Consider the following 25541-nt stretch of genomic DNA (forward strand, 5'->3'; position numbering starts at 1 on the left):
AATCAGGTTAAAGCTGTTTCATAATGCATTTCGGGGATCACCACTTCTTTGAAGCCTTTGCGCAAGAGGCGACTGGCAAAGTCTTGCTGCACATCATATTCTCCATGTACCAGGAATAATGTTTTAACAGCAGCGGGATCTTGTTTACTGATGAACTGGCTGAGATCATCATAATCGCCATGGGCGCTCATGCTGCGCATTTGTCCTACTTCAGCTACTACATTGTACATCTCACCGAATATTTTAACTTCTTTCGCGCCGCTGGCCAATCGTCCGCCCAACGAATGCGGCTCGCAGTAACCCACCATCAAAATGGTATTCTTTTGATCGCTGATATTGTTCATGATATGGTGCTTCACCCGTCCGGCATCGGCCATACCGCTGGCCGACATGATCACGCAGGGTTGCGGAAGATCGTTCAGGGCCTTGCTTTCATCCACTGTTTTAATGAATTTCAGTCCTTTGAAGTCGAAGGGATCATCGTCTTCCTGCATTACTTTTTTGATGCGTTTGTTGAAATATTCGGGGTATGACTTCAGCACTTCGGTGGCTTCGCGGCTCAGCGGACTATCCACATAATATGGAATGGCCGGCAAGCGGTGTTCCAGCTCCAATTGATTGAGTGCATACAGCAATTCCTGTGTGCGTCCCACACTGAAGGCAGGTATGATCAGTTTCCCTTTTTTCTGGATACAGGTTTTTTCGATCCATTGCAGCAAGGCATCTGAGGTGCCGGTCACATCATCGTGCAGCTTATTACCATAAGTGCTTTCCAATATGATATAATCTGCCTGGTGCGGGAAATCCTGCGGTGATCGCAGGATGGCATCGTTATAACGCCCTACATCACCGCTGAAAGTGAGGTGCGTTTCTTTTCCGTCTTCCTTTATGCGCAGGTGTACTGCAGCGCTTCCAATGATATGGCCTGCATCGGTAAACATTACTTCCACCTCTTCTGTGATGTTTTTCCAATTACCGTATTCAACTATTTCGAACAAGTCGGCGGCTTTGGCTGCATCGTCGAGATCGTATAATGGCTGATAGGGAGGCAATCCTTGTTTGGCCCTTCGCTTGTTGATGAACTTGGTATCATCTCTTTGTATCTGCGCCGAATCTTCCAGTAAGATGATGGCCAGTTCTTTGGTAGCAGGCGTGGAAAATATTTTTCCTGCAAACCCGTCTTTCACCAACTTGGGTATGAGCCCGGAATGGTCTATATGTGCGTGCGACAATACGAGATAATCGACAGAAGACGGATCGAAACCGAAACTTCCATTCAGTGTTTCGGTATCTTTTCCCATTCCCTGGAAAAGACCGCAATCAAGTAATATCTTCTTCCCGTTCTTAAGGGTAAGCAAATGTTTGGAGCCGGTAACGGTACGCGCAGCTCCGTGAAAAGCAATTTTCATGTGTAACAGATTCGTGCTTAAATGTAGCAAGTGTACCGCACATGAAAAAACATTATAACAATAGTGCCGCCAGTGCATAGTCTGCGAGCAGGATCAGGATACAGCTCACCACCACAGCACTGGTACTGGCCCTTCCTATTTCCAGTGCCCCTCCTTTCACATGGTAGCCGTAATAAGCAGAAATGCTGCTGATGATAAATGCAAAAGTGTAGGATTTATACAGGGCGAAAGTGATATTATATAAATTGAGGTTTTGGCGAAGACCAATGTCAAAGATATCTGTAGCCAGTATCCCAGCCATGCTGCCGGCTGTACGTCCGCCCCAGATACCAAGGACCGCCGAAATAACGATGAGGCAGGGGATTACAATAAGCGCACCCAATATTTTCGGCATCACAAGATAGCTCTTGGTATTGATGCCCATAATCTCCAGCGCATCAATCTGCTCGCTGATACGCATATTCCCCAACTCACTCGCAATTTTACTGCCGATAACACCCGCCAGCACAATACTCACAACGGTAGGCGCCAGTTCCAGTATCATACTGTCTCTCACAATCTGGGCAATGGTTGCCTGCGGCACCAATGGACTCACCAATTGGTATGCAGTCTGCACCGTAGTTACCGCTCCCAGGAACAACGAAATGATGATGACGATAGGCAAAGCTCCAACACCTATTTCCACGCATTGGGTCATGAATTCCTTCCAGTACATGCGCCAGTTCTCGGGCTTGGTAAACATGCCCTTCAACATTAAAAGATAAGAACCGAGATGAGTGAAAAAAGACATGTCTGATTATTTCTTTTTCTTTTTTAAACGTTTCCACCAGCTGCTTTGCTCCACAGGTGCTACTACATGATTGCGGCACCTGATCTGCGCGTCCACCACTGCTACCGTAGCCATATTCACAATGCTTCTCACGGCGCTGCCCAATTGCAATACGTGTACCGGCTTTTTAATACCCAGCAAAATCGGACCGATCGCATCGGCGCCACCTACTTCTTTCAGCAGGTTGTAAGTTACATTCCCTGCCGTTAAGTTAGGGAATATCAGCACATTAACATCTTCATCCACGAGTTCGCTGAACGGATAATTATCCCGCAGTATTTCTTTATTGAAAGCGAGGCTTGCCTGCATTTCTCCATCTACGATCAGGGAAGGATTGCGTTGCTTCAACAAACGCGTTGCCTCGGCTACCAGCCGCGCTTCGGGTGAATCGCTGCTACCGAAATTGCTATAGCTGAGCATGGCAATACGGGGTGTGATATTGAAGTTGCGTACTTCTTTGGCCACCATCAGGGTAATATCGGCCAACTCTTCTGCAGTTGGATTGAAGTTCACCGTAGTATCTGCGAGGAACAAAGGCCCTTTCTTGGTGAGCAGCAGGTACATGCCTGCGATTTTCTTCACCCCTTCTTCGGTGCCGATGATATGCAATGCTGGACGGATCGCTTCTGCATAATTTTTGGTCAGGCCCGACAACATCGCGTCTGCATCTCCTGTTTCCACCATCATACAACCGAAATGGTTGCGGTCTTTCATCACTTTCAGGCTCTCGTACTTATTATATCCTTTGCGTTGTCTTTTATTGAAGAATATCTCGCCGTATTCCTCTCTTTTCTTTTCCATCTCATCGCTCCGCGGATCGATGATGGGAATATCGGCCAGATCAATATCATGTGCTTCTGCAATCTTTTTGATCTTCTCCCCGTTACCCAACAGGATCGGGTATGCAATACCATCATCATACAATATGCTGGCCGCTTTGAGTATTTTATGGTTATCCGCTTCGGCAAATACCAGTCGCCGCGGATCTTTCTTGGCTTTATTGCCAATGGCCCTTACCAATTGGTTATCGAGGCCAAGCCTTTTGTTCAGTTCCAGTTCATACGCTTCCCAATTGGCGATCTTTTTCTGCGCCACACCACTCTCTACTGCCGCCTTCGCTACCGCAGGCGCTACGGTGGATAACAAGCGTGGGTCTACCGGTTTGGGAATGATGTATTCCGGTCCGAATGACATGTGTGTCTGGTTATAAGCCAGGTTCACCATATCGGGCACCGGCTTTCGCGCCAGTTCGGCCAATGCTTTTACTGCGGCCAGTTTCATGGCTTCATTGATCTGCGTAGCCCGCACGTCCAGTGCACCACGGAAAATATAGGGGAAGCCGAGTACATTGTTTACCTGGTTGGGATAATCGGTACGCCCAGTGGCCATGATGATGTCTTTGCGGGCTTCTGTAGCCGCTTCATAACCAATCTCAGGATCGGGATTGGCCATCGCAAACACGATAGGATTCTTGGCCATGGCTTTTATCATATCCTGTGTGATCACATTACCCACGCTCAATCCCACAAATACATCCGCATCTTTCATTGCAGTCTCCAGCGTCCAGTCGCTCTTCTTCACTGCATATTTTTTCTTTGTTTCACTCAGGTCATTTCTTCCCTGGTGAATGGCACCGCTTTTATCGAACAGGATGAAGTTTTCGTATTTGGCGCCGAGTGCTACATATAATTCAATACAGGCCATGGCTGCAGCTCCTGCACCATTCACCACAAACCGGGCTTTCTCAATTTTTTTCTTTTGCAGTTCCAGTGCATTCAGTAAGGCGGCGGCACTGATGATAGCTGTTCCGTGCTGGTCATCGTGCATCACCGGAATCTTCATTTGCTTTTTCAGCTCGCGCTCGATATAAAAGCATTCCGGCGCTTTGATGTCTTCCAGGTTGATGCCGCCAAATGTTGGTTCCAGCGCTTTCACGATCTGTACAAATTTCTCAGGATCCTTTTCATTGATCTCGATATCGAACACATCGATATCGGCGAATATTTTGAACAATACTCCTTTCCCTTCCATCACGGGTTTACCGGCTTCGGGACCAATATCGCCCAATCCGAGCACGGCTGTTCCATTACTGATGACTGCTACGAGGTTGCCTTTGGCAGTGTATTTATAAACATCTTCGGGATTGTTGGCGATCTCTTTGCAGGGTTCTGCTACGCCTGGACTATAAGCAAGTGAAAGGTCTCTTTGTGTTTTTGATTCTTTGGTAGGAATTACTTCAATTTTCCCGGGGCGGCCGCTGGAATGATATTCCAATGCCTGCTCCCTCCTGAGGTCGTTCTGTTTGGCCATATTTGCTTTTTTGGTTATCAGCAACACCACCACGGTCGACTGCAGTGGTGCAACTGCCCATCAGCGTTTTATCCGCTGCGGAACTATCCTGATATGCTGGCAGCTATAGAGATGCTCCGGGGCTGCAAAAATACAATTTAATGCGTATTGGCGGCTGTCAATTACTGTACGCTGGATCCCAGCCAGGCCATCATTCCCATACCTGTTTCAATGGCGCGCTCATCGATATCGAACTTGGGTGTATGTACGTTGTGAATAATGCCTTTGGCTTCATTGCGTACACCCAGGCGATAAAAACATCCCGGTATCTTCTGCGTATAATACCCAAAATCCTCGGCGCCCATACGCATTTCGGTTTCTTCTACCTTTTCTTTTCCCATATAAGCTTCCGCCAGGCGCCAGGCTTTTTCTGTGAATACAGGATCATTATCTACGGTAGGATAGCCCACATCGATATGCAGGTCTATTTCTCCACCCATCGATTCTACCAGCCCTACGGCCTGCTTGCGTATGAGCTCATGCGCTTTGAATCGCCACTGTTCATCCATGGCGCGGAAAGTACCCATCAGTTTTACTTCGCTGGGAATAACATTGGTGGTATGTCCGCCTTGTATGGAACAGATAGATAATACAGAAGGTGTGAGGGGGTTCCTGTTCCTCGAAATGATCTGTTGCAGGCTCACGATCAGGTGGGAGGCAATTAAAATAGTATCTGCTGTGAGGTTCGGAGCCGCCGCATGTCCGCCCTTACCCCTGATGGTAATATAAATTTCATCTGCGCTGGCCATTACCCTGCCTTTGCGAAAGCTCAGTTTACCCTCATCCAGGCCCGGATGCACATGCAATCCTATGATACCGGCAGGCTGCGGATTTTCCAGCACGCCTTCCTTAATCATATAGCTGGCGCCTCCCGGGTTTCTCTCTTCGCCGGGCTGAAAAATCAGTTTGATGGTTCCTTCCCATTCCGATTTCAACTCATTCAATATTTTAGCAGCGCCTAATAATATGGTCGTATGTACATCGTGACCGCAAGCGTGCATAACGCCCGGGTTCTGTGATCTGTACGATGTTTCATTTTCTTCCTGGATGGGAAGCGCATCCATATCGGCACGCAAAGCGATTACCCTGCTGCCGGGATTTTTTCCTTCAATGATACCCAACACCCCTGTTGTAGCTTTTACCGTAAAGGGTATTCCGAAATCTTTCAATTTTGATTGCACGAATTGACTGGTCTCAAATTCGTGGTAACTCAGCTCAGGGTGAGCATGTAAATGTTTTCGAACCGAAATAAACTCTTCTGCATATTTGCCTGCCAGGTCTTTGATCTTTTGCTGTAACATGCGCTTGCTTTATTGTGGAATGATCTCTTCTTCATCTTTAGGCGTATACTCTATGGCATCTTCCACCACATATACTCCTTGTGGGTAAAACTTCATCAATTGTTTTCTCAATCGCTCTGCCTCTTCTTTCCTGATGAAATTTCCAATGCGTACTTTAAAATAGGGCGATTGGAACATGGTATAACTCTTCTGATCGGGAAATCTTGCCAGTAACTCTGCCTTGGTCTTGAATGCGAGGTCGCGCTTATTGGTGCTGACCACTTGTATCCGGTAACCCTTGTATAAACCGGAACTGGTCATCATGGCCGTCCGCTTATTGATCTGTACCTGTTTGGTTGTGAGGATATCCAACCGGTGATCCTTACTCAGGATAACGGAGTCGGCAGACAGGTCGTTTGCCAATGCCTGTACACAGTATGCAGCCAGGAGTAGCAATATGATTGTGTGTTTTATCCTGCCCATACACCAAAAATACCAATTCTGCACCGTAGATATCAGTCATTTATTTTCCGTAGCCGTCTGTTGCAGGTGCTCCCCGTACAATGGCTACGCTGGCGCTGCAACCCAGGCGGGTGGCACCGGCTTCTATCAACTGTTTGGCAAAGGCATAATCGCGTATCCCGCCCGATGCCTTGATCTGTACCTGCCCGGGCAAATACTGCCTGAAAAGTTGTACAGCTTCTACCGTAGCGCCTTTTTCTGCATAACCGGTAGAAGTTTTCAGGTAGTCGATACCAGCTGCACCATAAATATCGCAGCATTTGATGATCTCATCATTGGTAAGCACACCACTTTCAATGATCACTTTGATGATCTTGTGTTTGCTTTTGATCACCGGCATGAGGTGATTGATCTCATTGGCTATATATAACCAGTCGCCGTTTTTAATGGCCGAAATATTGGCCACCACATCCAGCTCATCCGCCCCGTCTACCATGGCCAGCACCGTTTCTGCGATCTTGGCTTCTACTGCGGAATAACCAAATGGGAAACCAATCACTGTGGCTGTTTTCACTGTGCTTTCCTGCAACAAAGATTTGGCAGTCTTTACAAAATTCGGTGGAATACATACTGCGGCAAAAGCATATTGCCTGGCTTCCGCACAGAGCTTCTCTACATCGGTTATCAATGTAGTGGGCTTGAGTATGGTGTGATCGATATACCGGTTGATATGCATATCCTTATCTGTTATGCCTCTCTGCCATGGCATGCTTTGTACTTCTTACCGCTTCCGCAAGGACATGGATCGTTCCTTCCGATCTTCGGCGCTACATGAACAGGCTGTTGTTTAACAGGTGTAGGATCGTAGTAATCATTCTCTGAAGGAGCGCCATCTGCATTGTCTTTATTGGCATTCATGCGGCTCATATCGGTCTTTTGCTGACGGCCTTCTTTCAACTCATCGCCTTCATTCAAAGGAATGCCCGCGTGACAAAGGAACTGAACGATATCGCGGTTCACTTCGCTGTCCATTTTCTTGAACAGTCCGAATGCTTCCATTTTATAGATCACCAGCGGATCTTTTTGTTCGTAAGTCGCTGTCTGCACACTCTGCTTCAGGTCGTCCATCGCCCGCAGGTGCTCTTTCCATGCATCGTCGATAAGGCCCAATGTAACAGACCTTTCCAATGCATTGAGCAGTTCGGCGCCTTGCGTGTGCAGGGTCTTTTCCATATTGGCCAATACCTGCATGCCTTTTCTTCCATCAGTGAAGGGCACGATGACATTCTCGATATGCGTTCCCTGCTGCTGGCGTATATTCTTGAATACCGGTAAAGCCTGTACCATCAGTTCGCGTTTTTTGCGCTCATAGTTGGCAATCACTTCGCCGTATAATTTTTCGGTCAGTTGCTGATCGGTAGACTTGTTCAATTCTTCCGCGGTAATGGTTGTATCGATACCGAAATCCACGATGGCTGCCAGGCGGAATCCTTCGTGATCATTCTGTTCTTTGAACGATATCACCAGGTCTTCTGCTACGGTATAAAATGCATTGTCCAAATCAAGCGCCAGCCTTTCTCCGAACAACGCGTGGTTGCGTTTGGTATAGATCACGGTACGCTGCTTGTTCATCACATCATCATATTCCAGCAGGCGCTTACGGATACCAAAATTGTTCTCTTCTACTTTCTTCTGTGCACGTTCGATAGATTTGGTGATCATGCTGTGCTGTATCACTTCACCTTCTTTGTATCCTGCAAAATCCATCACTTTGGCAATACGTTCACTGCCGAACATACGCATGAGGTCGTCTTCCAGTGATACAAAGAATTGAGAAGAACCGGGGTCTCCCTGGCGACCGGCACGTCCGCGCAACTGCCTGTCTACCCTGCGCGACTCGTGTCTTTCCGTACCCAGGATGGCCAATCCACCTGCTTCTTTCACACCGGGCCCGAGTTTGATATCGGTACCACGGCCGGCCATGTTGGTTGCAATCGTAACAGCGCCGGCCAATCCAGCTTCCGCAACGATCTGTGCTTCGCGAGCGTGCTGTTTGGCGTTGAGTACATTGTGCGGGATCTGTTTCTGCCGTAGCATACGGCTGAGCAATTCACTCACTTCCACCGAAGTTGTACCCACGAGCACGGGGCGGCCCCCATCGCGCAGCTTTGCGATCTCATCGATCACAGCGCCGAATTTCTCGCGCTTGGTCTTGTATACCAGGTCGTGCTCATCTTTACGAATGATCGAAATATTGGTGGGGATAGAAACCACATCCAGTTTATAAATATCCCACAACTCTGCCGCTTCTGTTTCTGCTGTACCCGTCATACCCGCGAGTTTGTGGTACATACGGAAATAATTTTGCAGGGTAACAGTAGCATAGGTTTGCGTAGCCGCTTCGATCTTCACATTTTCTTTCGCTTCAATGGCCTGGTGCAAACCGTCTGAATAACGGCGGCCATCGAGGATACGTCCGGTCTGCTCATCCACGATCTTTACCGCACCATCCATTACTACGTACTCTACATCTTTATCGAACAGCGTATACGCTTTCAATAATTGTTGTACGGTATGGATGCGGTCGGCTTTCACTGCATATTCGCTGATGATCTGCTCTTTCTGATGCAGCTTTTCTTCTGTAGTAGCTTGCGCATTGTTATCAATTGCCGCGAGCGATAAGCTGATATCGGGCAGGATAAAGAAGTTGGGATCTTCTCCTGAACGGGTGATCAGTTGAATGCCCTTATCGGTTAATTCAACCGAATTATTTTTTTCGTCGATGTAGAAGAAGAGTTCTTCATCGGCCTTGTGCATTTCGCGTTGCTGATCGGCGAGATAATGGTTCTCTGCTTTCTGCAATTTCACACGCATGCCGGGCTCGCTGAGGAATTTGATCAGCGCATTATTCTTGGGCAGACCACGATGGGCACGGAAAAGGGCCAATCCGCCGTCTTTCGGGTCGTCGTTGCCTTCTCCAATTTTTTTCTTGGCTTCATTCAGAAACTGGTTGGTGGCTCTTTTCTGTGCTTCCACCAGCTTCTCGATCCGGGGTTTCAGTTCAAAGAACTGTTGTTCACCTGTATTGTGACCGATAGGGCCCGATATGATCAACGGCGTTCTGGCATCATCGATCAATACTGAGTCCACCTCATCCACCATAGCAAAATGGTGTTTGCGTTGCACCATTTCTTCCGGTGTGTGCACCATGTTATCGCGCAGGTAGTCGAAACCAAATTCGTTGTTGGTACCATAAGTGATATCTGCGAGGTAAGCATTGCGCCGCGCTTCGCTGTTGGGTTCATGTTTATCGATGCAATCTACGCGCAGGCCCAGCCATTCGAAGATGGGGCCATTCCACTCACTATCCCTCCGGGCCAGGTAATCGTTCACGGTAACAATATGAACCCCCTCTGCTGCAAGCGCATTCAGATAGGCAGGCAGGGTAGACACCAATGTTTTACCCTCACCGGTGGCCATCTCGGCAATTTTACCCTGGTGCAGCACGCTACCACCGATCAGCTGCACGTCGTAGTGCACCATGTTCCAGGTAACTTTACCACCGGCTGCTAACCAGGTATTATTAAATACCGACTGGTCGCCCCTGATCTGCACATAATCTTTCTTCACACTCAGTTCCCGGTCGAAATCGTTGGCCGTAGCGGCTATTTCGGTATTATGGGTGAACCGGCGGGCTGTTTCCTTTACTACGGCAAAGGCTTCGGGCTGGATTTCCACCAGTATTTCTTCCAGTTTTTTATCGCGGTCTTTTTTCAGTTTGTCCACCTCCTGGTAAATGGCGTCGCGGCCATGGATATCTCCCTCAGGAAGGGCTTCGGCAGATTGCCTTTTGGCTTCGATCTCGGTATCGATCTCGCTGAGGTATTCGCGGATACGCTGCCTGAATTCAACTGTTTTATGGCGCAGTTCGTCGTTCGTGAGCGACTGGTACTGTTCGTAAAACTGGTTCACCTTCTCAACGATGGGCAATATCTGCTGTACATCTTTTTCGCTCTTACTGCCGCCGAATAATTTAGCAATGAATTTCAACATATTATGGTTGGATCTGGTCTATTATAAAACAATGATACAGTCAAAAAGGGTGCTCAAAAAATTACAGGTCATTTTGACACCCCAACTGAAAGCGGCCAAAGGTAAAGAATTTGGGGAGACGCGCCATTTCTGCTACTTTTGCAGCCAAATTCGAAATCAACCTAACAATGGCAGGTCAGTTAAAAGAAGTCCGTAACCGTATCAAAAGTGTACAGAGCACCCAGCAAATCACCAAAGCAATGAAAATGGTGAGTGCCGCCAAGTTGCGCCGCGCACAGGAAGCCATTATACAAATGAGGCCTTACGCCCAGAAGTTACAGGAAGTGCTGAGCAATATTGTAAGCAGTACGGAAGGTGATATGAGCATCAAACTGGCCGAAGAAAGAACGGTTGAAAAAGTATTGTTAATTGTGATCACCAGCGACCGCGGACTTTGTGGCGGATACAATGCCAACCTGATCAAACTGGCCAAGACAACCATTGCCGATAAATACAGCGCGCAATACCAAAAGGGTAATGTTACGATCTGGAATATTGGTAAGAAAGGTTTTGAAAGTCTTTCCAAAGCTGGTTATAAGACCGACGCTACCTATAAAGATATTTTCCTGAACCTGAAATTCGAACAGGTGCAGGCTGCTGCCCAGGCTGCCATGAAGGCATTTGAAAACAGGGAGTTTGATGCCGTGGAGATCATCTACAGCGAATTTAAAAACGCCGCTTCACAGGTTTACCAGGCAGAGCAGTTCCTACCCATTCCCAAAGTAACTGCTACCGGCAGTGCGCGCAAATCGGATTTCATCTTTGAACCCGCGAAGGAAGAACTGGTTGCCGAGCTGATGCCTAAAATATTGAATACCCAATTATACAAAGCCGTGCTGGATTGCAATGCCAGCGAACATGGCGCACGCATGACTGCCATGGACAAGGCCAGTGAAAACGCCAACGAGTTGCTGAAATCGCTTAAGATCAGCTACAACCGTGCAAGGCAGGCGGCTATTACCACTGAGTTGACTGAGATTGTGAGCGGAGCAGCTGCATTGCAAGGATAAGTTTATTATCTTTCAACTTTAACATTGAACGCTCTTATGGATCTCAGCGAAATCATCCCTCATATAGAAGTACTCATTTTTGCAAGTGAGAAACCCCTTACAGCCCTGGATATTGTGGAACTCATCAATAATGCATTCGGGTTCCTGGAAGAAAGGGTTACCCTCGACCAGATAGAAGCAGCGCTTGATGGTATCCGGGAGAAATACAATTCCGAATTTTATCCTTTTGAAGTGAAAGAGAGCGGCGGCGGATGGCAGTTCCTCACTAAAAAAGATTACCACAAGACCATCGCACAACTGAATGGCGATAAGTTCCTCAAGCGTTTATCCAATGCAGCTTTGGAAACCCTGGCCATCATTGCCTATAAACAACCCATCACCAAAGGAGAGATCGAATCGATCAGGGGTGTTAACAGCGATTACAGCATACAGAAGCTGCTCGAAAAAGAACTCATTGTGATCAGTGGCCGGAATGAAAACCTTCCCGGCAAACCACTGGTATATGCCACTTCGCGGAATTTCATGGATTATTTCGGCATCAATTCTGCCGATGACCTTCCCCGCATCAAGGAAGTACTGGCAGAACAGGCGGTAGAAGGCACCGTTATCAACCCCGAAGATTTTACCGACCACCATGCCGCAGCCATCGTTGCCGATGAGCACGCACTGACCGTAAACGAAAACGGGGAACTGGTGGAGAAGGAAGAGCAGGAAGATAATCCTTCCACCGAATCTGCAGAACCGGGAGAAGAAACGCCGCAATGATTATCTTCGCAGCATGTCACAAACATTATCGACCGAGCAATTAAACCGTATTGCAGATCATTACGGCACACCTGTTTATGTGTATCATGCCGAAAAAATAACCCAGCAATTTTCCAGGCTTACCAGGGCTTTCGCATCATCCGACAGTCGCTTTTTTTACGCCTGCAAGGCGCTGACCAATATCAATATCTTAAAACATATCCGCACCCTGGGCTGCAATGTGGATTGCAGTTCTGTGAACGAAGTGCACCTGGCCGTTAAGGCAGGCTTTGATCCGAAGAACATCCTGTACACCAGTAATGGCATTGCTTTTTCAGAAATAGAAGAAGCAGCCGGGCAAGGTGTGAACATCAATATCGACAGTCTCTCCAACCTGGAGAAATTCGGTCGCCGTTATGGTGGCACTTACCCGGTAGGTATTCGCCTGCGGCCTAATATCATGGCCGGCGGCAACCTCAAGATCTCTACCGGTCACGAAAAAAGTAAATTCGGTATCCCGGTTGAACAACTCAATGCCATATTAGCGCTGGTAGAAAAGTATGATCTGCGCATTGCCGGTCTGCACATCCATACCGGCAGTGAGATCAGAGATGTGGAAGTATTCATGAAAGTGGCTGATATTTTCTTTGAGCTGGCGCCGCATTTCAAAGACCTGGTTTACCTCGATCTGGGCGGTGGGTTTAAAGTGCCATATAAAGAAAATGAGACCGGCACGGATATTGAACTACTCGGACAAAAAGTAGCAGAAGTGTTGAACAAACTTCAGCAGGTATATGGCCGCCGCTTACAGGCCTGGTTTGAACCCGGTAAATTCCTGGTGAGCGAAGCGGGTTATTTCATCACGCAGGTGAATGTGCTCAAAGAGAGCGCCGCCGCTACTTTCGCTGGTGTCAACAGCGGGTTCAACCATCTTATCCGCCCCATGTTCTATGAGTCGTATCATCGCATCACCAATATCAGTAACCCTGAAGGAGATAAAAAACATTATGCGGTAGTAGGAAATATTTGTGAGACCGATACGTTTGCGTGGGACAGGGAGCTGAATGAAGTGCGGGAAGGCGATTTTCTGGTCTTTCACAACGCCGGTGCTTATGGGTTTGAAATGGGGAGCAATTACAATTCGCGCTACCTGCCTGCACAGGTACTGGTTAAAGACGGCGCCCATCACCTGATCAGGAAGCGGGATGTTTTTGAGGATTTATTAAGAAACCAGGTAGAGGTCTTATAGAACAAAACAGTAGTTTGCATTGGCATGATCGAAATAAGGAACATACAAAAATCATTTGGCGACAGGGTGATCCTGAGTGATATCTCTGCAGTGATGGAGGCTGGTAAATGTAACCTGATCATTGGCATCAGTGGCAGTGGCAAAACGGTACTGACCAAATGCATAGTAGGTCTTTTTGAACCCGACCAGGGAGATATTCTCTATAATGGTGAGAATATGTTACAAATGCAAACCGAAGAGTTGGCATTGCTGCGCCAGAAAATAGGTATGCTTTTCCAGGGAAATGCCCTTTTCGATTCCATGACTGTTGAGCAGAATGTACTCTTCCCGCTCGATATGTTTACCAGCCTCTCCTATTCCGACAAAAAGAAAAGAGTGGATGAAGTACTGAACCGCGTGAACCTGGAAGGCGTCAATAAAAAATATCCTTCCGAGATCAGCGGTGGTATGAAAAAAAGAGTGGGTCTCGCACGCTCTATCGTACTGAACCCCCGCTTTCTCTTTTGCGACGAACCGAATTCAGGCCTCGATCCCCAGACTTCTCTCGTGATCGATAAACTCATCAAGGAGATCACCACCGAATATAATATTACTACCATTGTTGTAACGCACGACATGAATAGTGTAATGGAAATCGGCGACCACATCGTCTACCTGCATCAAGGGCACAAACAATGGGAAGGATCTAATAAGGATATCATATTCAGCAAGGATGAATTACTGAACAAATTCATTTTCGCATCTGAGTTCCTGCAAGATGCCAAACAAATGCGAATGATGGAGTTAAATAAAAAAATATGAAGCAGTTTTCGTTATTACTGGCATGCCTGTTCTGCGCGGCTTTTGCTATGGCGCAAACAAATAACCCCGGAGACGATGCCCCTTATAAAAAGGATCCTGTATTGCCTGCCTTCCGCATTCTTCAAACCGACAGCGCTACCTGGTTCACTAAAAACGAGCTTCCCAAACGCGATTTCACCATCATCATTTATTTCAGTCCGGATTGCGGCCACTGCCAATACGAGGCCAAAGAAGTGATCAAAAATATAGACAGCCTCGGCAATACCTTCATGGTATGGGTGAGCTATAAAAGTATTACAGAGATCCGCGAGTTTGCCCAGCACTACGGGCTCGATCAACACAAAAATATACGCATTGGCCGGGACCCTCTCTATGCCCTGCCCAGCTTTTACCAGGTACGTTTCACGCCTTTTGTGGCCGTATATGATAAGAAGGGCATGTTCGTTAAAGCCTATGAAACAGGGGTTGAAATGGCTGAACTGAATGCCCTTTTAAGGGAATCGAAAAAATAAAGGCCCAGCATTATTTATAACTACCTTTGCCCCGTTAAAAATCTTCATTTCCAATAAATCATTTAGACACATGAAAGTTACCGTAGTAGGTGCCGGAGCCGTAGGCGCTACCTGTGCCGATAACATCGCCCGGAAAGAGCTGGCCCAGGAGCTGGTATTACTGGATATCAAAGAAGGCGTTGCCGAAGGCAAGGCCCAGGACATGATGCAGACTGCCGCCCTGCTGGGTTTCGATACCCGTATCAGCGGAAGCACCAATGATTATGCTAAAACTGCCGGTTCTGATGTAGTGGTGATCACATCGGGCTTACCCCGTAAACCGGGCATGACCAGGGAAGAACTGATAGGCACCAACGCCGGTATTGTGAAAAGTGTTTGTGAGAACATCCTCAAATATTCTCCCAATGCCATCATCATTGTGATCAGCAACCCGATGGATACGATGACTTACCTGGCGTTGCAATCTACAGGATTACCCAAGAACCGCATCATTGGTATGGGCGGTACACTCGACAGCGCCCGTTTCAAATATCAACTGAGCCAGCACCTGGGTTGCAGTCCCGCTGATCTCAATGCAGTAGTGGTAGGCGGTCACGGTGATACTACCATGATCCCCCTCATTCGCTTGGCAACATGGAACAGCGTACCTGTTACCAAGTTTCTGAGTGAAGAGCAACAAAAACAAATTGTAGCAGATACCATGGTAGGCGGCGCAACACTGACCAAGCTGATCGGCACCTCTGCATGGTATGCACCTGGCGCTGCCGGAGCCGCACTCGTGGAAAGCATTCTCCGCGATGAAAAGAAATTGTTCACTTGTTGTGTAAGTCTCGATGGCGAATACGGGCAAAAAGATATTTGTCTCGGCGTTCCTGTAGTGATTGGAAAGAACGGATGGGAGAAAATCGTTGATTTCAACCTCAACGCAGAAGAGCAGGCTGCTTTCAACAAAAGCGCCGATGCCGTTCGCAGCATGAATGATGTGCTGAAAACCCTGTAAACACAAGCATTCAGCAGTTTTGCTGTAAAAATAAATCCCCGGCGTTTTTTGATAACGCCGGGGATTTTTATATCCGTAGCAGTTACCGCTCGTCCTGTGATTCCAGCATTTCGTCCTGATTTGCCGTTCTGGTTTGTAACAATTGTAAGTGCTTTGCGTCTGATAGAACATAAAACTACTACCATGAGACGGCTTATTAGTATGACAGTATGGGGATTGTTGATGACTACTACCCAAATTTCTGCACAGAACAAATCTACAGTAGACGGAAACGTAAAAGACAATAATGGCAAGGCATTAGAATCAGTAACCGTATCCCTCTTAAAAGCAAAAGACAGCACCCTTGTAAAGACAGATATCACCGATGGCAACGGCCAATTTGAATTGTCTGCATCCGCCGGCGGAAAATTTTTACTCAGTTACACCATCGTTGGATACGATAAAAAATTTTCAGATCGTTTTGAATTGCAGGCTGGACAAAGCTTTCATGCCGGTGCAGTAAGCCTCAACGCTGCTCCTAAAAAATTACAGGACGTAACGGTCACTTCACGCAAGCCTATGATTGAAGTGAAGGCAGATAAAACCATTTTCAATGTTGAGAACAGTATCAATGCTACCGGCAGCAACGCACTCGAACTGTTGCAGAAGAGTCCGGGTATGCAGGTCGACAACAACGACAACATCAGCATGAAAGGAAAAACCGGTGTTAAAGTGTATGTTGATAGCAAGATGATGCAATTGAATTCGAAAGACCTGGCTGCTTATCTCCGCAGCATCAACAGCAACGACATTGAAGCCATTGAAATGATCAGTAACCCCAGCGCCAAGTACGATGCCAGTGGTAACGCAGGTATCATCAACATCCGCCTGAAGAAAAATAAAAAGTTCGGCACCAACGGAAGCATGACCGCTGGTTTCGTGCAGGGCGTTACGCCCAAAGGCAATGGATCTGTGAACCTCAACTACCGCGATAAAAAAGTGAACCTGTTCAGCAATGTCAGCGGTAATATCGGCCGTTATGAGAACGATATGAACCTCTATCGTATCCAGCGAGATACGTTATATGATCAGCACGCCGTTAACTACAACAACAATAAGAGCATCAACATCAAGACCGGCGCCGATTTTTTCCTGGATAGCCGGAACACTATCGGCGGCTTGATCACTACCAATTTCAGTACCAACGATTGGACCAGTACCAGTAATACGGATATTTCCTACTATCCTACCAACACTTACCAGAAAACATTGAAAGCTTTCAATAGCGTTCCCGGTAACAGGAACAATATAGATGCCAACCTGAACTATCGTTATGCCGATACCAGTGGCAAAGAGATCAACTTCGATGGAGATTACGGTCAGTTCCGCGGCAGGGGCAACAGTTACCAACCCAACTATTACCAGGATGTGAATGGCAATATCCTTTCACAGGTGATCAACCGGAATTACACACCTACCAACATTGATATTTATACAGCTAAAGTGGATGTAGAGATGCCTAAGTGGAAGGGTAAGCTCGGATTTGGTGCCAAGTTCTCTTATGTAAAGACTGACAACACTTTTGATTTCTTTACAGATGCAAATGGTTCGCCTGTTAAAGTGCTAAGCCGCAGCAACAGCTTCTCTTATAAGGAAAATGTAAATGCCGCTTATGTGAATTACCAAAGACAGTTCAATCCGAAATGGAGCTTACAGGCAGGTCTTCGCGCAGAACAAACCAACAGTGAGGGCATACTCACCAGGGCAGATGGCTTTGTGCAAGATGATAACAATGTAAAGCGTAATTATTTCGATCTGTTCCCCAGCGCTGCATTGACCTGGACAGTAAATAAAAAGAACACCCTCAACCTTACCTATAGCCGCAGGATCGACAGGCCTACTTACCAGGACCTGAATCCGTTTGAGAATAAACTCGACGAACTGACCTATGAAAAAGGTAATGCTTTCCTGAGGCCACAGTATACTGATAATGTGGAATTATCGCACACGTTCATGTACATGATCAATACTTCGATTGGTTACAGCCATGTGAAAGATTATTCTACCATGACTACTGATACCATCAAGAACGCCACGTTTGTACAACAAAAAAACCTGGCTACCCAACAGATACTGACTTTCAGCATCGGATCTCCGCTGCCTATTAAAAAATGGTGGAATGGTTATGCCAATTTCTGGTACAACTATCAGATGTTCAAAGGCATGATCGGAAACAATGAACTGAAAACAACCATTCCATTGTTCGGAGCCTATATGCAGCACAGCTTTACACTGGGTAATGATTATACGGCCGAAGCAAGTGGTTGGTTCAATGGACCTTCTATCTGGGGTGCTACCTGGAAAACCAAATCACAAGGTGCGCTTGACCTGGGCATACAGAAAATGTTCCTGCAGAAGAAAGCCACTCTTAAACTCAGCGCTACCGATATCTTCCATACGGCCAGTCCCTGGAGGGCACACAGTGTTTTCGGTGGCCTGAACATCAGCGGCAACGGCAGTTGGGAAAGCCAGACATTCCGTGTGAATTTCACTTACCGTTTTGGCAGCAACCAGGTGAAAGCTGCAAGGCAGCGCCAGACCGGTCTCGAAACCGAATCGAAACGCATCAAAGGATAACAGTTGATTGTGTGATTGAAACTTTGCCTTTGCCTTGGGCTTAAGCCCAGGGCAAAGTTATTTTAGCAGGTATTGATGCGCTTTTTTTACGATAGCGCTGATGTCTTGCTGCTGCATACATTTAAAATGACCCTTCGGGCAGGTATTGATTCCGAAATTGGAACAGGGCTGGCAGCGCAACCCAGGTACGATGAAATTGGTATAACCAGGTTGTAATTGGTTCGCACCATAATATGGTTCCACATCGAGCAAGGGAGAGGTGCCACCCCAGATGGCCAGTACCGGTTTGCTCAACGCGCAGGCAATGTATTGCAGGCCGGTATCGTGCGAGATCACCAACTTCGCTTTGTCTACCAGGTCGGCCGATTCGTGCAGGCTGAACTTACCACAAGCATTGTAAATACTTACCGGATCTACACTCGCGATCTGCTCTCCTTCCAGCACATCTTCTTTTCCACCGACCAGTATAACAGGATATTTCAATTCCAGGCAGAGCTGCTGCAGTTTGGCAACAGGTAATTTCTTTGTATAGTAAGAAGCACCGATCACAATAGCTACAAACCCTGCGGAATGTGCGGTTGGTATATCTTTCGCAGAAGTACGCTGTTCTTCCGGGATGAAATAGTCCATCCCCTTTCCATCGTCCCTTACCCCCAGCGATTGCAATGCATCCAGGCAGCGGTCAACAATATGCCTGCCTGTCATCCAATTGATATGAAGCCTGGTGAGTAAGAATTTCCGGATGCTTTCTTTGTGATAAGCCAGTGTTTTTGTTCTTAGCGACCAACGAATACGATAGGTTCTGAAATTCTTGTGCAGGTCAATGATATAATCATATCGTTCCTGTTTAAGCTGATGGATCAATTCACCCAGGTTGTCCTGGTAATAAAAAAACCGATCAATATAAGGATTGGCTTCTGTTACGGCTTTGAATGATCGTTTGGTAAGAAAATGCACTTCCGCATCCGGCACCTGTTGTTTGAGACAGCGGATGGCGGGGGTGGTGAGCACGATATCACCAATAGATGAAAAGCGGATAACTAGAAACTTCATAACATTCAACAACTGCGGTTAGCTTTCCACATAATTGAGGTCTTTATGATAAGTATCCTCTGTAAAATAATAAGCGACCAATGCAATACCCATCACCACCACACCCGTTACAATACCACTTTTCACCAGCGGCCAGCCCCAGCTTTTCTGAAAAACATCGAGAAACAGGATGTTGATCAATGGCAATGCACCGCGCACCATATTCGGAATGGTGGTGGCAGCAGTAGCGCGCAGGTTAGTGCCGAACTGTTCAGCGCCCATGGTAATGAAGATGGCCCAGAAGCCGGTGCTGAATCCCAGCAGTGCTGAAATGGTATACATGGAAGCATCGGAACGGTTATACCCGCTGAAAAACAAGATCAGCGATACAATGCACAGCAAATAATATAGCAACAACGCTTTCTTCCGGCTTTTAAAATACTGACTTACGAAGCCCACAAACATATCGCCCACTGCAATCGCTGCATAAGCAAACATGATGGCGCGGCCCGAGTCGATGGTGGTGCTGCCAAACATGGCTTTACCAAATCGATCGCTCTGGTTCACTAGTATGCCAATCACATACCAGGTGGGTAAGCCTATCAATATGGCACATACATATTTTTTCAATCTTGGTCCGTTGTTGAAGAGCATAAAGAAATTACCACGTGTTACTTCCTGCGCTTTTACTTCTTTGAACATACCCGACTCGGCAACGCTTACACGCAACAGCAGCAGCGCAATGCCCAGGCCGCCTCCTATCTTATAACAAAGCCGCCAGTCGTTGGTATATTGGAAAGTCAGGTAGGCAAATATGGCTCCACTCAATCCAATACCCGCTACCATTGAAGTGCCGAGGCCCCTTTTATTTTTAGGCAGCAATTCACTTACCAAAGTAATACCCGCACCTAATTCACCTGCCAGGCCCAATCCACCAATAAAACGGCAGATCGCATATTGGTTCACCGTTTGCACAAACCCTGTTGCGAAATTGGCCATTGAATAAAGTATGATTGAACCGAACAATACTTTCAAACGTCCTTTTTTATCGCCCAATACACCCCACAAGATACCGCCCAGCAACAGTCCCACCATTTGCCAGTTGATCACCCTGGTACTGTCAGACAGCATGGTAGCATCAGTGGCGCCTACTGCCAGCATACTGGGTTTCTTGACAATCGTAAACAACAGCAGGTCGTAGATATCTACAAAATAACCCAGTGCAGCAACGATCACCGGGAGTGAAAAAACGCCGTATTTTTTTTCTGTCATATTGTGATTGGTATTAAACTTTTGTTTTCCTGACTGAGAACAACTTGATCAATACCGGCGCTGTGGTCACCAGTACAATACCCAATACAATCACTTCCAGGTGTTGTTTCAAATCGAAACCGAATTGTGTCAGTATCCATTTCTGCAGGAAATGGCCGGCGAACAGCATGCTGAACACCCATGACACGCATCCTATGATATTAAAAAAAGTGAATTTTTTCCCATCCATTTCAACGATCCCTGCAATGATGGGTGCGAAAGTGCGGATGATAGGAATGAATCGTGCGATGATGATAGCCCTTCCGCCATATTTTTCATAAAAATCATGCGCCTGCGTGAGGTAGTGTCGTTTGAACAACAGGTTTTCCTTCCATCCGTACATAGCGGGACCTACTTTTTTACCGAACCAATATCCCGTAGCATTACCAATGATACCGGCTGCAGCAATCAATACCAATAATACCACCAGGTCGAGGTATTCGTTTCCGGTTGGAAATATTTCATTGGCAAGATTGGAACTGTAGATACCTGCTACAAAAAGCAGGCTGTCGCCCGGCAGGAAAAAACCTGCGAACAGTCCGGTTTCCGCAAACACCACAAACAACAGGAGCCATAGTCCGCCATGTTCTATATAGAATTGTGGTTGCAATAACTGGCTCCAGTGAAATCCCGCCGCTAACATCGTATCTAACATAAAATGGTATTATTGGTTGGTAACAGAATGTTCAAGCGCTCCTTCCCATTTGCTTACAACGGTAGTAGCCAGTGCGTTCCCCAGCACGTTGGTGGCTGTACGGAACATATCGCAAAAATGATCGATCGGAAGTATGAGTGCAATTCCTTCCGGCGGGATATTGAACATGGCACAGGTAGCTGTTACCACTACCAGTGAAGCGCGGGGAACACCTGCAATTCCTTTGCTGGTCAGCATCAGCACAATCAGCATGGTCAGCTGCGTGCCCAGGTCAATGTGTACGCCATAAGCCTGTGCAATGGCCAGGCTGGCAAAAGTCATGTACATCATGCTGCCGTCGAGGTTAAAAGAATAACCCAACGGCAATATGAAGGAAACGATCTTGTCTTTACAACCAAAGCCCTCCAGTTCTTCCGTGAGTTTGGGGAATACCGCTTCGCTGCTGGTGGTACTGAACGCCACGATCAATGGCGATACAATTCTTTTAAGCAGCGCAGGTAGCCTGTTCTTAAGAATGAGAAAACCGGCGAGCAATAACACCAGCCATAGCGATGCGATACCTATTATAAAGAATAAAAGATATTTCCCATAGAACCAGAACACTTCGAGTCCTTTGGTAGCAATGACTGCAGCGATAGCTCCGAAAACGCCAATGGGTGCGAAGTTCATCACATAGCCTACCATTTTCAATATCACATGGGCCACGGCATCCAAACCCTTCACCACTATTTTGGCTTTTTCTCCCAAAGCCGCCGTTGCAATACCAAAGAAAATACTGAAGATCACCAGTTGCAGTATTTCATTGGTGGCCATGGCTTCTATCACACTCTTGGGAAAAACATGCTCCACAAATTTGGCCAGGCTGAATTCCTGTGTCTTGCCCACCAGGTCTTTTGCGCCACTCACGTCTGCATTACTCAGATCGATACCTGCGCCCGGTTTAAACAGGTTCACCAACAGCATCCCCAGTAAAAGACTGACCAACGATGCCGATACGAACCACAGCAATGCCTTACCCCCTACCCGGCCTACGGTTTTAAGGTCGCCCAGTTTGGCAATCCCCACTACCAGGGTGGAAAATACCAGGGGCGCAATGATCATCTGCACCAGCCGCAGGAAAATGGTGGTGAGTAATTTGATATTTTTTGAAAAGACCTGGATAGTATCTGTGGAAGCGTTGAGGTGAACAAGGTACCCGAGTGCGATACCGGCTAACATGGAAATAATAATATATATGGTAAGCTTGTTAGATTGCTTCATAGGGGGGACCCTTGATTAGGGTCGCAATATAAGACTTATGTTGAAACAGCCTCATTTATGTAGCTGCCGGCAGTATTTGCAAAAGTTTTCCATAGTGAAATGGAGGTGAAATAAAGAAATCATTACTTTTCCGAAACTTTTTATTAAAAAACAACTAACTATTACTATGAGTTTATTCAGAAAGAAGTCTTTGGACGCTTTAATAGCCCAGGCTGCTGACTCGGAAAAAGGACTGAAGCGAACGCTGGGTCCCGGTAGCCTGGTAGCGCTGGGTATTGGGGCCATCATTGGCGCTGGTCTCTTCGTGAGGACCGCTGCTGCTGCGGGTGAGCATGCCGGCCCGGCCGTTACTTTCTCCTTCCTCGTTGCAGCCATCGGATGTGCTTTTGCAGGGCTATGTTATGCAGAATTTGCATCCATGATCCCTATTGCCGGTAGTGCTTATACCTATGCATACACTACCATGGGCGAACTGGTTGCCTGGGTCATCGGCTGGGCGCTCATATTGGAATATGCCCTGGGCGCTGCCACCGTTTCCATTGCCTGGAGTGAATTCCTGAATAAGTTATTGGAGCAGTTCAACATCGGTTCGATACCATACGAGTGGTGCCATTCTCCTTTTGAAAAGGCGCTGGATGCCGCTAACGTCATGCACCAAGGCATTATGAACATACCTGCTCTGTTTATTCTCTTGTTGTTGTCTCTCCTGCTTATTAAGGGTACCCAGGAATCGGCTATCGTTAACGGCATCATTGTATTCATCAAGGTTACGATCGTACTGGTATTCATTTTTGTAGGATGGCATTTTGTAAAAAGCGCCAACCATACGCCTTACCTGATCCCTGCCGATGCACCACCTGCTATGAAACCTGATGGTACCATGTACTCCTATTCCGGCTTCTTCAAACACGGATGGGGTGGTGTACTCACCGGTGCAGCAATCGTATTCTTCGCATTCATTGGATTCGACGCGGTATCTACTGCCGCCCAGGAAGCCAAGAACCCCAAGAAAGACATGCCTGTTGGTATATTGGGTTCGCTGGTGATCTGTACTTTATTATATGTATTGTTCTCCTGGGTACTCACCGGCGTGGCCCCTTATACCGATTTCGTAAAATCTGGCAAGGAAGCATCTGTTGCTTATGCTATCGAGACCTATATGCACAATTACGGCTGGCTGGCCAAGGCAGTAACCATTGCAATCCTGGCTGGTTTTTCTTCGGTGATATTGGTGATGCTGATGGGACAAAGCCGCGTATTCTATACCATGTCTACCGATGGATTGCTCCCCAAAGTATTCTCAGACCTGCATCCGAAATTCAGAACGCCTTATAAATCCAATCTCATTCTTTTTGTTTTTGTTGGCGCTTTCTCTGCATTTGTTCCGGGTAGTGTGGCGGGCGACCTGACCAGCATCGGTACACTCTTTGCATTTGTGTTGGTGTGTGCAGGTGTATGGATCATGCGTAAAAATGATCCTGACAGGGTACGGCCTTTCACAACCCCGTTGGTGCCGCTGGTACCCATCCTGGGTATGCTGGTGTGTACAGCGATGATCATTTCTTTGCCCAACCAGACTTTGCTCAGTGCATTCCTGTGGATGATCATTGGCCTGGTGGTTTATTTTGGATACAGTAAGAAAAACAGTAAACTGCTGGGACAGTAACCATTCTTTCCCATCAATCTTATTCAGACAGTCCGCCATAGCTTTAGTGAAGGCGGGCTGTTTTTTGTTGGATGGGCCCGTAAGCGTTAATTTTGCACGTTTCCAGACATTATCACCAGATAACAAGATCATCATTTAATTATGGGAAGGATTTTTGAAGTTCGTAAAGCCACCATGTTTGCCCGTTGGGACCGGATGGCCAAGCAGTTTACACGTGTTGGCAAAGAGATCGTGATAGCCGTTAAAGCCGGCGGCCCCGACCCTGCCACCAACCCCGCCCTTCGCCGTTGTTTCCAGAATGCCAGAAGCGTGGGTATGCCCAAAGACCGCGTGGAAGCGGCCATCAAAAGAGCGCAGGGAAAAGATACCAGCAACTACGAAGAAATTTTATACGAGGGTTATGCCCCTCATGGGGTGGCTTTATTGGTGGAGACCGCTACCGATAACCATGTACGCACAGTAGCCAATGTGAAGAGCCATTTTAACAAAGGGAACGGAGCCATGGGCAATACCGGCAGCGTAAGTTTTCAGTTTAAAAAGATGGGCGTATTCAAATTGAAGCCCGAAGGATTGGATTCCGACGAGCTCGAACTGGAACTGATCGATCATGGCCTGGAAGAGCTCGGTGAAAGTACCGACGATAATGGCAATGCAATATTGGTACTCCGTTGTGCTTTTGTTGACTTCGGCAAATTGCAGAAAGCGCTGGAAGATAAAGGCATTACGCCTATCAGTGCTGAGTTGGAATGGATACCTACTACTACCGTACCCGTAAGTGATGCGCAGGCAGAAGATGTGAGCAAACTGATTGAACGCCTGGAACAAGATGAAGACGTGAACAAAGTGTTCCACAATATGGCATAAGCCATGAACGATGTGATTCTCTTTGACGGACTATGTAACCTGTGTAATAACAGTGTGCAGTTCGTGATCCGCAGGGACCCCGGGAGGCGGTTTCGTTTTGCCTCTCTGCAAAGTGAATTCGGCAAAAAATTTCTGTTGGCACATCATTTACCGGAAAACGATTACAACAGTTTTATTTTATTTGAAAATGGCAGCGTATTTACCCGTTCTACCGCAGCGCTGCGCGTTATAAAAAAACTAAACGGGGGGTGGCCGGTCTTGTATGCATTGATCGTCACCCCCCGTTTTTTACGTGATGGGATATATAATGTTGTTGCACGCAACCGCTACCGATGGTTTGGAAAAAGGAACGCCTGCTGGGTTCCTACATCGGAATTAAATGATCTTTTTTTCGATTGAG

The 25541-nt window shown here is 47.0% G+C and carries 21 protein-coding genes; 10 read left to right on the forward strand and 11 right to left on the reverse strand.

The window, feature by feature from the left end:
• Positions 1-2: 2 nt before the first annotated feature.
• The 7 genes from SEDOR53_RS0100220 to secA form a co-directional block, all read right to left on the reverse strand.
• Positions 3-1409: an MBL fold metallo-hydrolase RNA specificity domain-containing protein gene (locus SEDOR53_RS0100220; RefSeq protein WP_026767897.1), complete on the reverse strand. Its 1407-nt coding sequence runs from the start codon at positions 1407-1409 to the stop codon at positions 3-5.
• A 52-nt stretch (positions 1410-1461) separates the two neighbouring features.
• Positions 1462-2199, reverse strand: a complete 738-nt coding sequence (locus tag SEDOR53_RS0100225; RefSeq protein ID WP_026767898.1) for an ABC transporter permease — start codon at positions 2197-2199, stop codon at positions 1462-1464.
• A gap of 6 nt (positions 2200-2205) precedes the next feature.
• Complete coding sequence (locus tag SEDOR53_RS0100230) at positions 2206-4548, reverse strand: NADP-dependent malic enzyme (protein WP_037326926.1); 2343 nt, start codon at positions 4546-4548, stop codon at positions 2206-2208.
• A gap of 161 nt (positions 4549-4709) precedes the next feature.
• Entirely contained in the window at positions 4710-5888 is a 1179-nt protein-coding gene (locus SEDOR53_RS0100235; RefSeq protein WP_026767900.1) for a M20 family metallopeptidase, read from the reverse strand.
• A gap of 9 nt (positions 5889-5897) precedes the next feature.
• Positions 5898-6350: an SPOR domain-containing protein gene (locus tag SEDOR53_RS0100240; RefSeq protein WP_026767901.1), complete on the reverse strand. Its 453-nt coding sequence runs from the start codon at positions 6348-6350 to the stop codon at positions 5898-5900.
• 40 nt (positions 6351-6390) lie between these two features.
• The gene (gene deoC, locus SEDOR53_RS0100245; protein WP_232214690.1) at positions 6391-7098 is read right to left on the reverse strand and encodes a deoxyribose-phosphate aldolase; all 708 of its coding nucleotides are present in this window, start codon (positions 7096-7098) and stop codon (positions 6391-6393) included.
• Complete coding sequence (gene secA / locus SEDOR53_RS0100250) at positions 7077-10382, reverse strand: preprotein translocase subunit SecA (protein ID WP_026767903.1); 3306 nt, start codon at positions 10380-10382, stop codon at positions 7077-7079. The genes deoC and secA overlap by 22 nt, the downstream gene beginning before the upstream one ends.
• Before the next feature lie 167 nt (positions 10383-10549).
• On the opposite strand from secA, the gene atpG reads away from it, so the two are divergent.
• The 7 genes from atpG to SEDOR53_RS0100285 all read left to right on the forward strand — a co-directional run bounded on the left by atpG (position 10550) and on the right by SEDOR53_RS0100285 (position 18353).
• Positions 10550-11431 (forward strand): ATP synthase F1 subunit gamma, encoded by an 882-nt coding sequence (gene atpG / locus SEDOR53_RS0100255; protein ID WP_026767904.1) that lies wholly within the window; start codon positions 10550-10552, stop codon positions 11429-11431.
• 36 nt (positions 11432-11467) lie between these two features.
• Complete coding sequence (scpB, locus tag SEDOR53_RS16655; protein WP_037326807.1) at positions 11468-12196, forward strand: SMC-Scp complex subunit ScpB; 729 nt, start codon at positions 11468-11470, stop codon at positions 12194-12196.
• A 13-nt stretch (positions 12197-12209) separates the two neighbouring features.
• Complete coding sequence (gene lysA / locus SEDOR53_RS0100265) at positions 12210-13424, forward strand: diaminopimelate decarboxylase (RefSeq protein ID WP_026767905.1); 1215 nt, start codon at positions 12210-12212, stop codon at positions 13422-13424.
• 24 nt (positions 13425-13448) lie between these two features.
• Positions 13449-14225: an ABC transporter ATP-binding protein gene (locus SEDOR53_RS0100270; protein WP_026767906.1), complete on the forward strand. Its 777-nt coding sequence runs from the start codon at positions 13449-13451 to the stop codon at positions 14223-14225.
• On the forward strand, positions 14222-14737 hold the full coding sequence (locus SEDOR53_RS0100275; RefSeq protein WP_037360230.1) for a hypothetical protein: 516 nt from the start codon (positions 14222-14224) through the stop codon (positions 14735-14737). The genes SEDOR53_RS0100270 and SEDOR53_RS0100275 overlap by 4 nt, the downstream gene beginning before the upstream one ends.
• Before the next feature lie 70 nt (positions 14738-14807).
• The gene (gene mdh / locus SEDOR53_RS0100280) at positions 14808-15737 is read left to right on the forward strand and encodes a malate dehydrogenase (protein ID WP_026767908.1); all 930 of its coding nucleotides are present in this window, start codon (positions 14808-14810) and stop codon (positions 15735-15737) included.
• A 183-nt stretch (positions 15738-15920) separates the two neighbouring features.
• Positions 15921-18353 carry a TonB-dependent receptor gene (locus SEDOR53_RS0100285; protein ID WP_026767909.1) on the forward strand — a complete coding sequence of 811 codons (2433 nt, stop codon included), beginning with the start codon at positions 15921-15923 and terminating at the stop codon, positions 18351-18353.
• A 57-nt stretch (positions 18354-18410) separates the two neighbouring features.
• Here the strand turns inward: SEDOR53_RS0100285 and SEDOR53_RS0100290 are convergent, their stop codons facing one another.
• From SEDOR53_RS0100290 to SEDOR53_RS0100305, 4 genes are read right to left on the reverse strand one after another with little or no spacing between them, the layout of a single operon-like run.
• Positions 18411-19406, reverse strand: coding sequence for a glycosyltransferase family 9 protein (locus SEDOR53_RS0100290; RefSeq protein ID WP_026767910.1), 996 nt, complete (start codon positions 19404-19406; stop codon positions 18411-18413).
• A gap of 18 nt (positions 19407-19424) precedes the next feature.
• On the reverse strand, positions 19425-20657 hold the full coding sequence (locus SEDOR53_RS0100295; protein WP_026767911.1) for an MFS transporter: 1233 nt from the start codon (positions 20655-20657) through the stop codon (positions 19425-19427).
• Between the two features lie 13 nt (positions 20658-20670).
• A complete protein-coding gene (locus SEDOR53_RS0100300; RefSeq protein ID WP_084220252.1) occupies positions 20671-21351 on the reverse strand; it encodes a DedA family protein in 681 nt (226 codons plus the stop codon).
• Positions 21352-21360: 9 nt separating this feature from the next.
• Complete coding sequence (locus tag SEDOR53_RS0100305) at positions 21361-22611, reverse strand: dicarboxylate/amino acid:cation symporter (protein ID WP_026767913.1); 1251 nt, start codon at positions 22609-22611, stop codon at positions 21361-21363.
• A gap of 166 nt (positions 22612-22777) precedes the next feature.
• On the opposite strand from SEDOR53_RS0100305, the gene SEDOR53_RS0100310 reads away from it, so the two are divergent.
• The 3 genes from SEDOR53_RS0100310 (at position 22778) to SEDOR53_RS0100320 (ending at position 25540) form a co-directional block, all read left to right on the forward strand.
• Positions 22778-24277, forward strand: coding sequence for an amino acid permease (locus tag SEDOR53_RS0100310; protein WP_026767914.1), 1500 nt, complete (start codon positions 22778-22780; stop codon positions 24275-24277).
• Positions 24278-24418: 141 nt separating this feature from the next.
• On the forward strand, positions 24419-25141 hold the full coding sequence (locus SEDOR53_RS0100315; protein ID WP_026767915.1) for a YebC/PmpR family DNA-binding transcriptional regulator: 723 nt from the start codon (positions 24419-24421) through the stop codon (positions 25139-25141).
• A 3-nt stretch (positions 25142-25144) separates the two neighbouring features.
• Positions 25145-25540, forward strand: a complete 396-nt coding sequence (locus SEDOR53_RS0100320; RefSeq protein WP_026767916.1) for a thiol-disulfide oxidoreductase DCC family protein — start codon at positions 25145-25147, stop codon at positions 25538-25540.
• The last annotated feature ends 1 nt before the right edge of the window (position 25541 follow it).

The sequence above is a fragment of the Asinibacterium sp. OR53 genome (assembly GCF_000515315.1).
GTDB lineage: Bacteria > Bacteroidota > Bacteroidia > Chitinophagales > Chitinophagaceae > Sediminibacterium.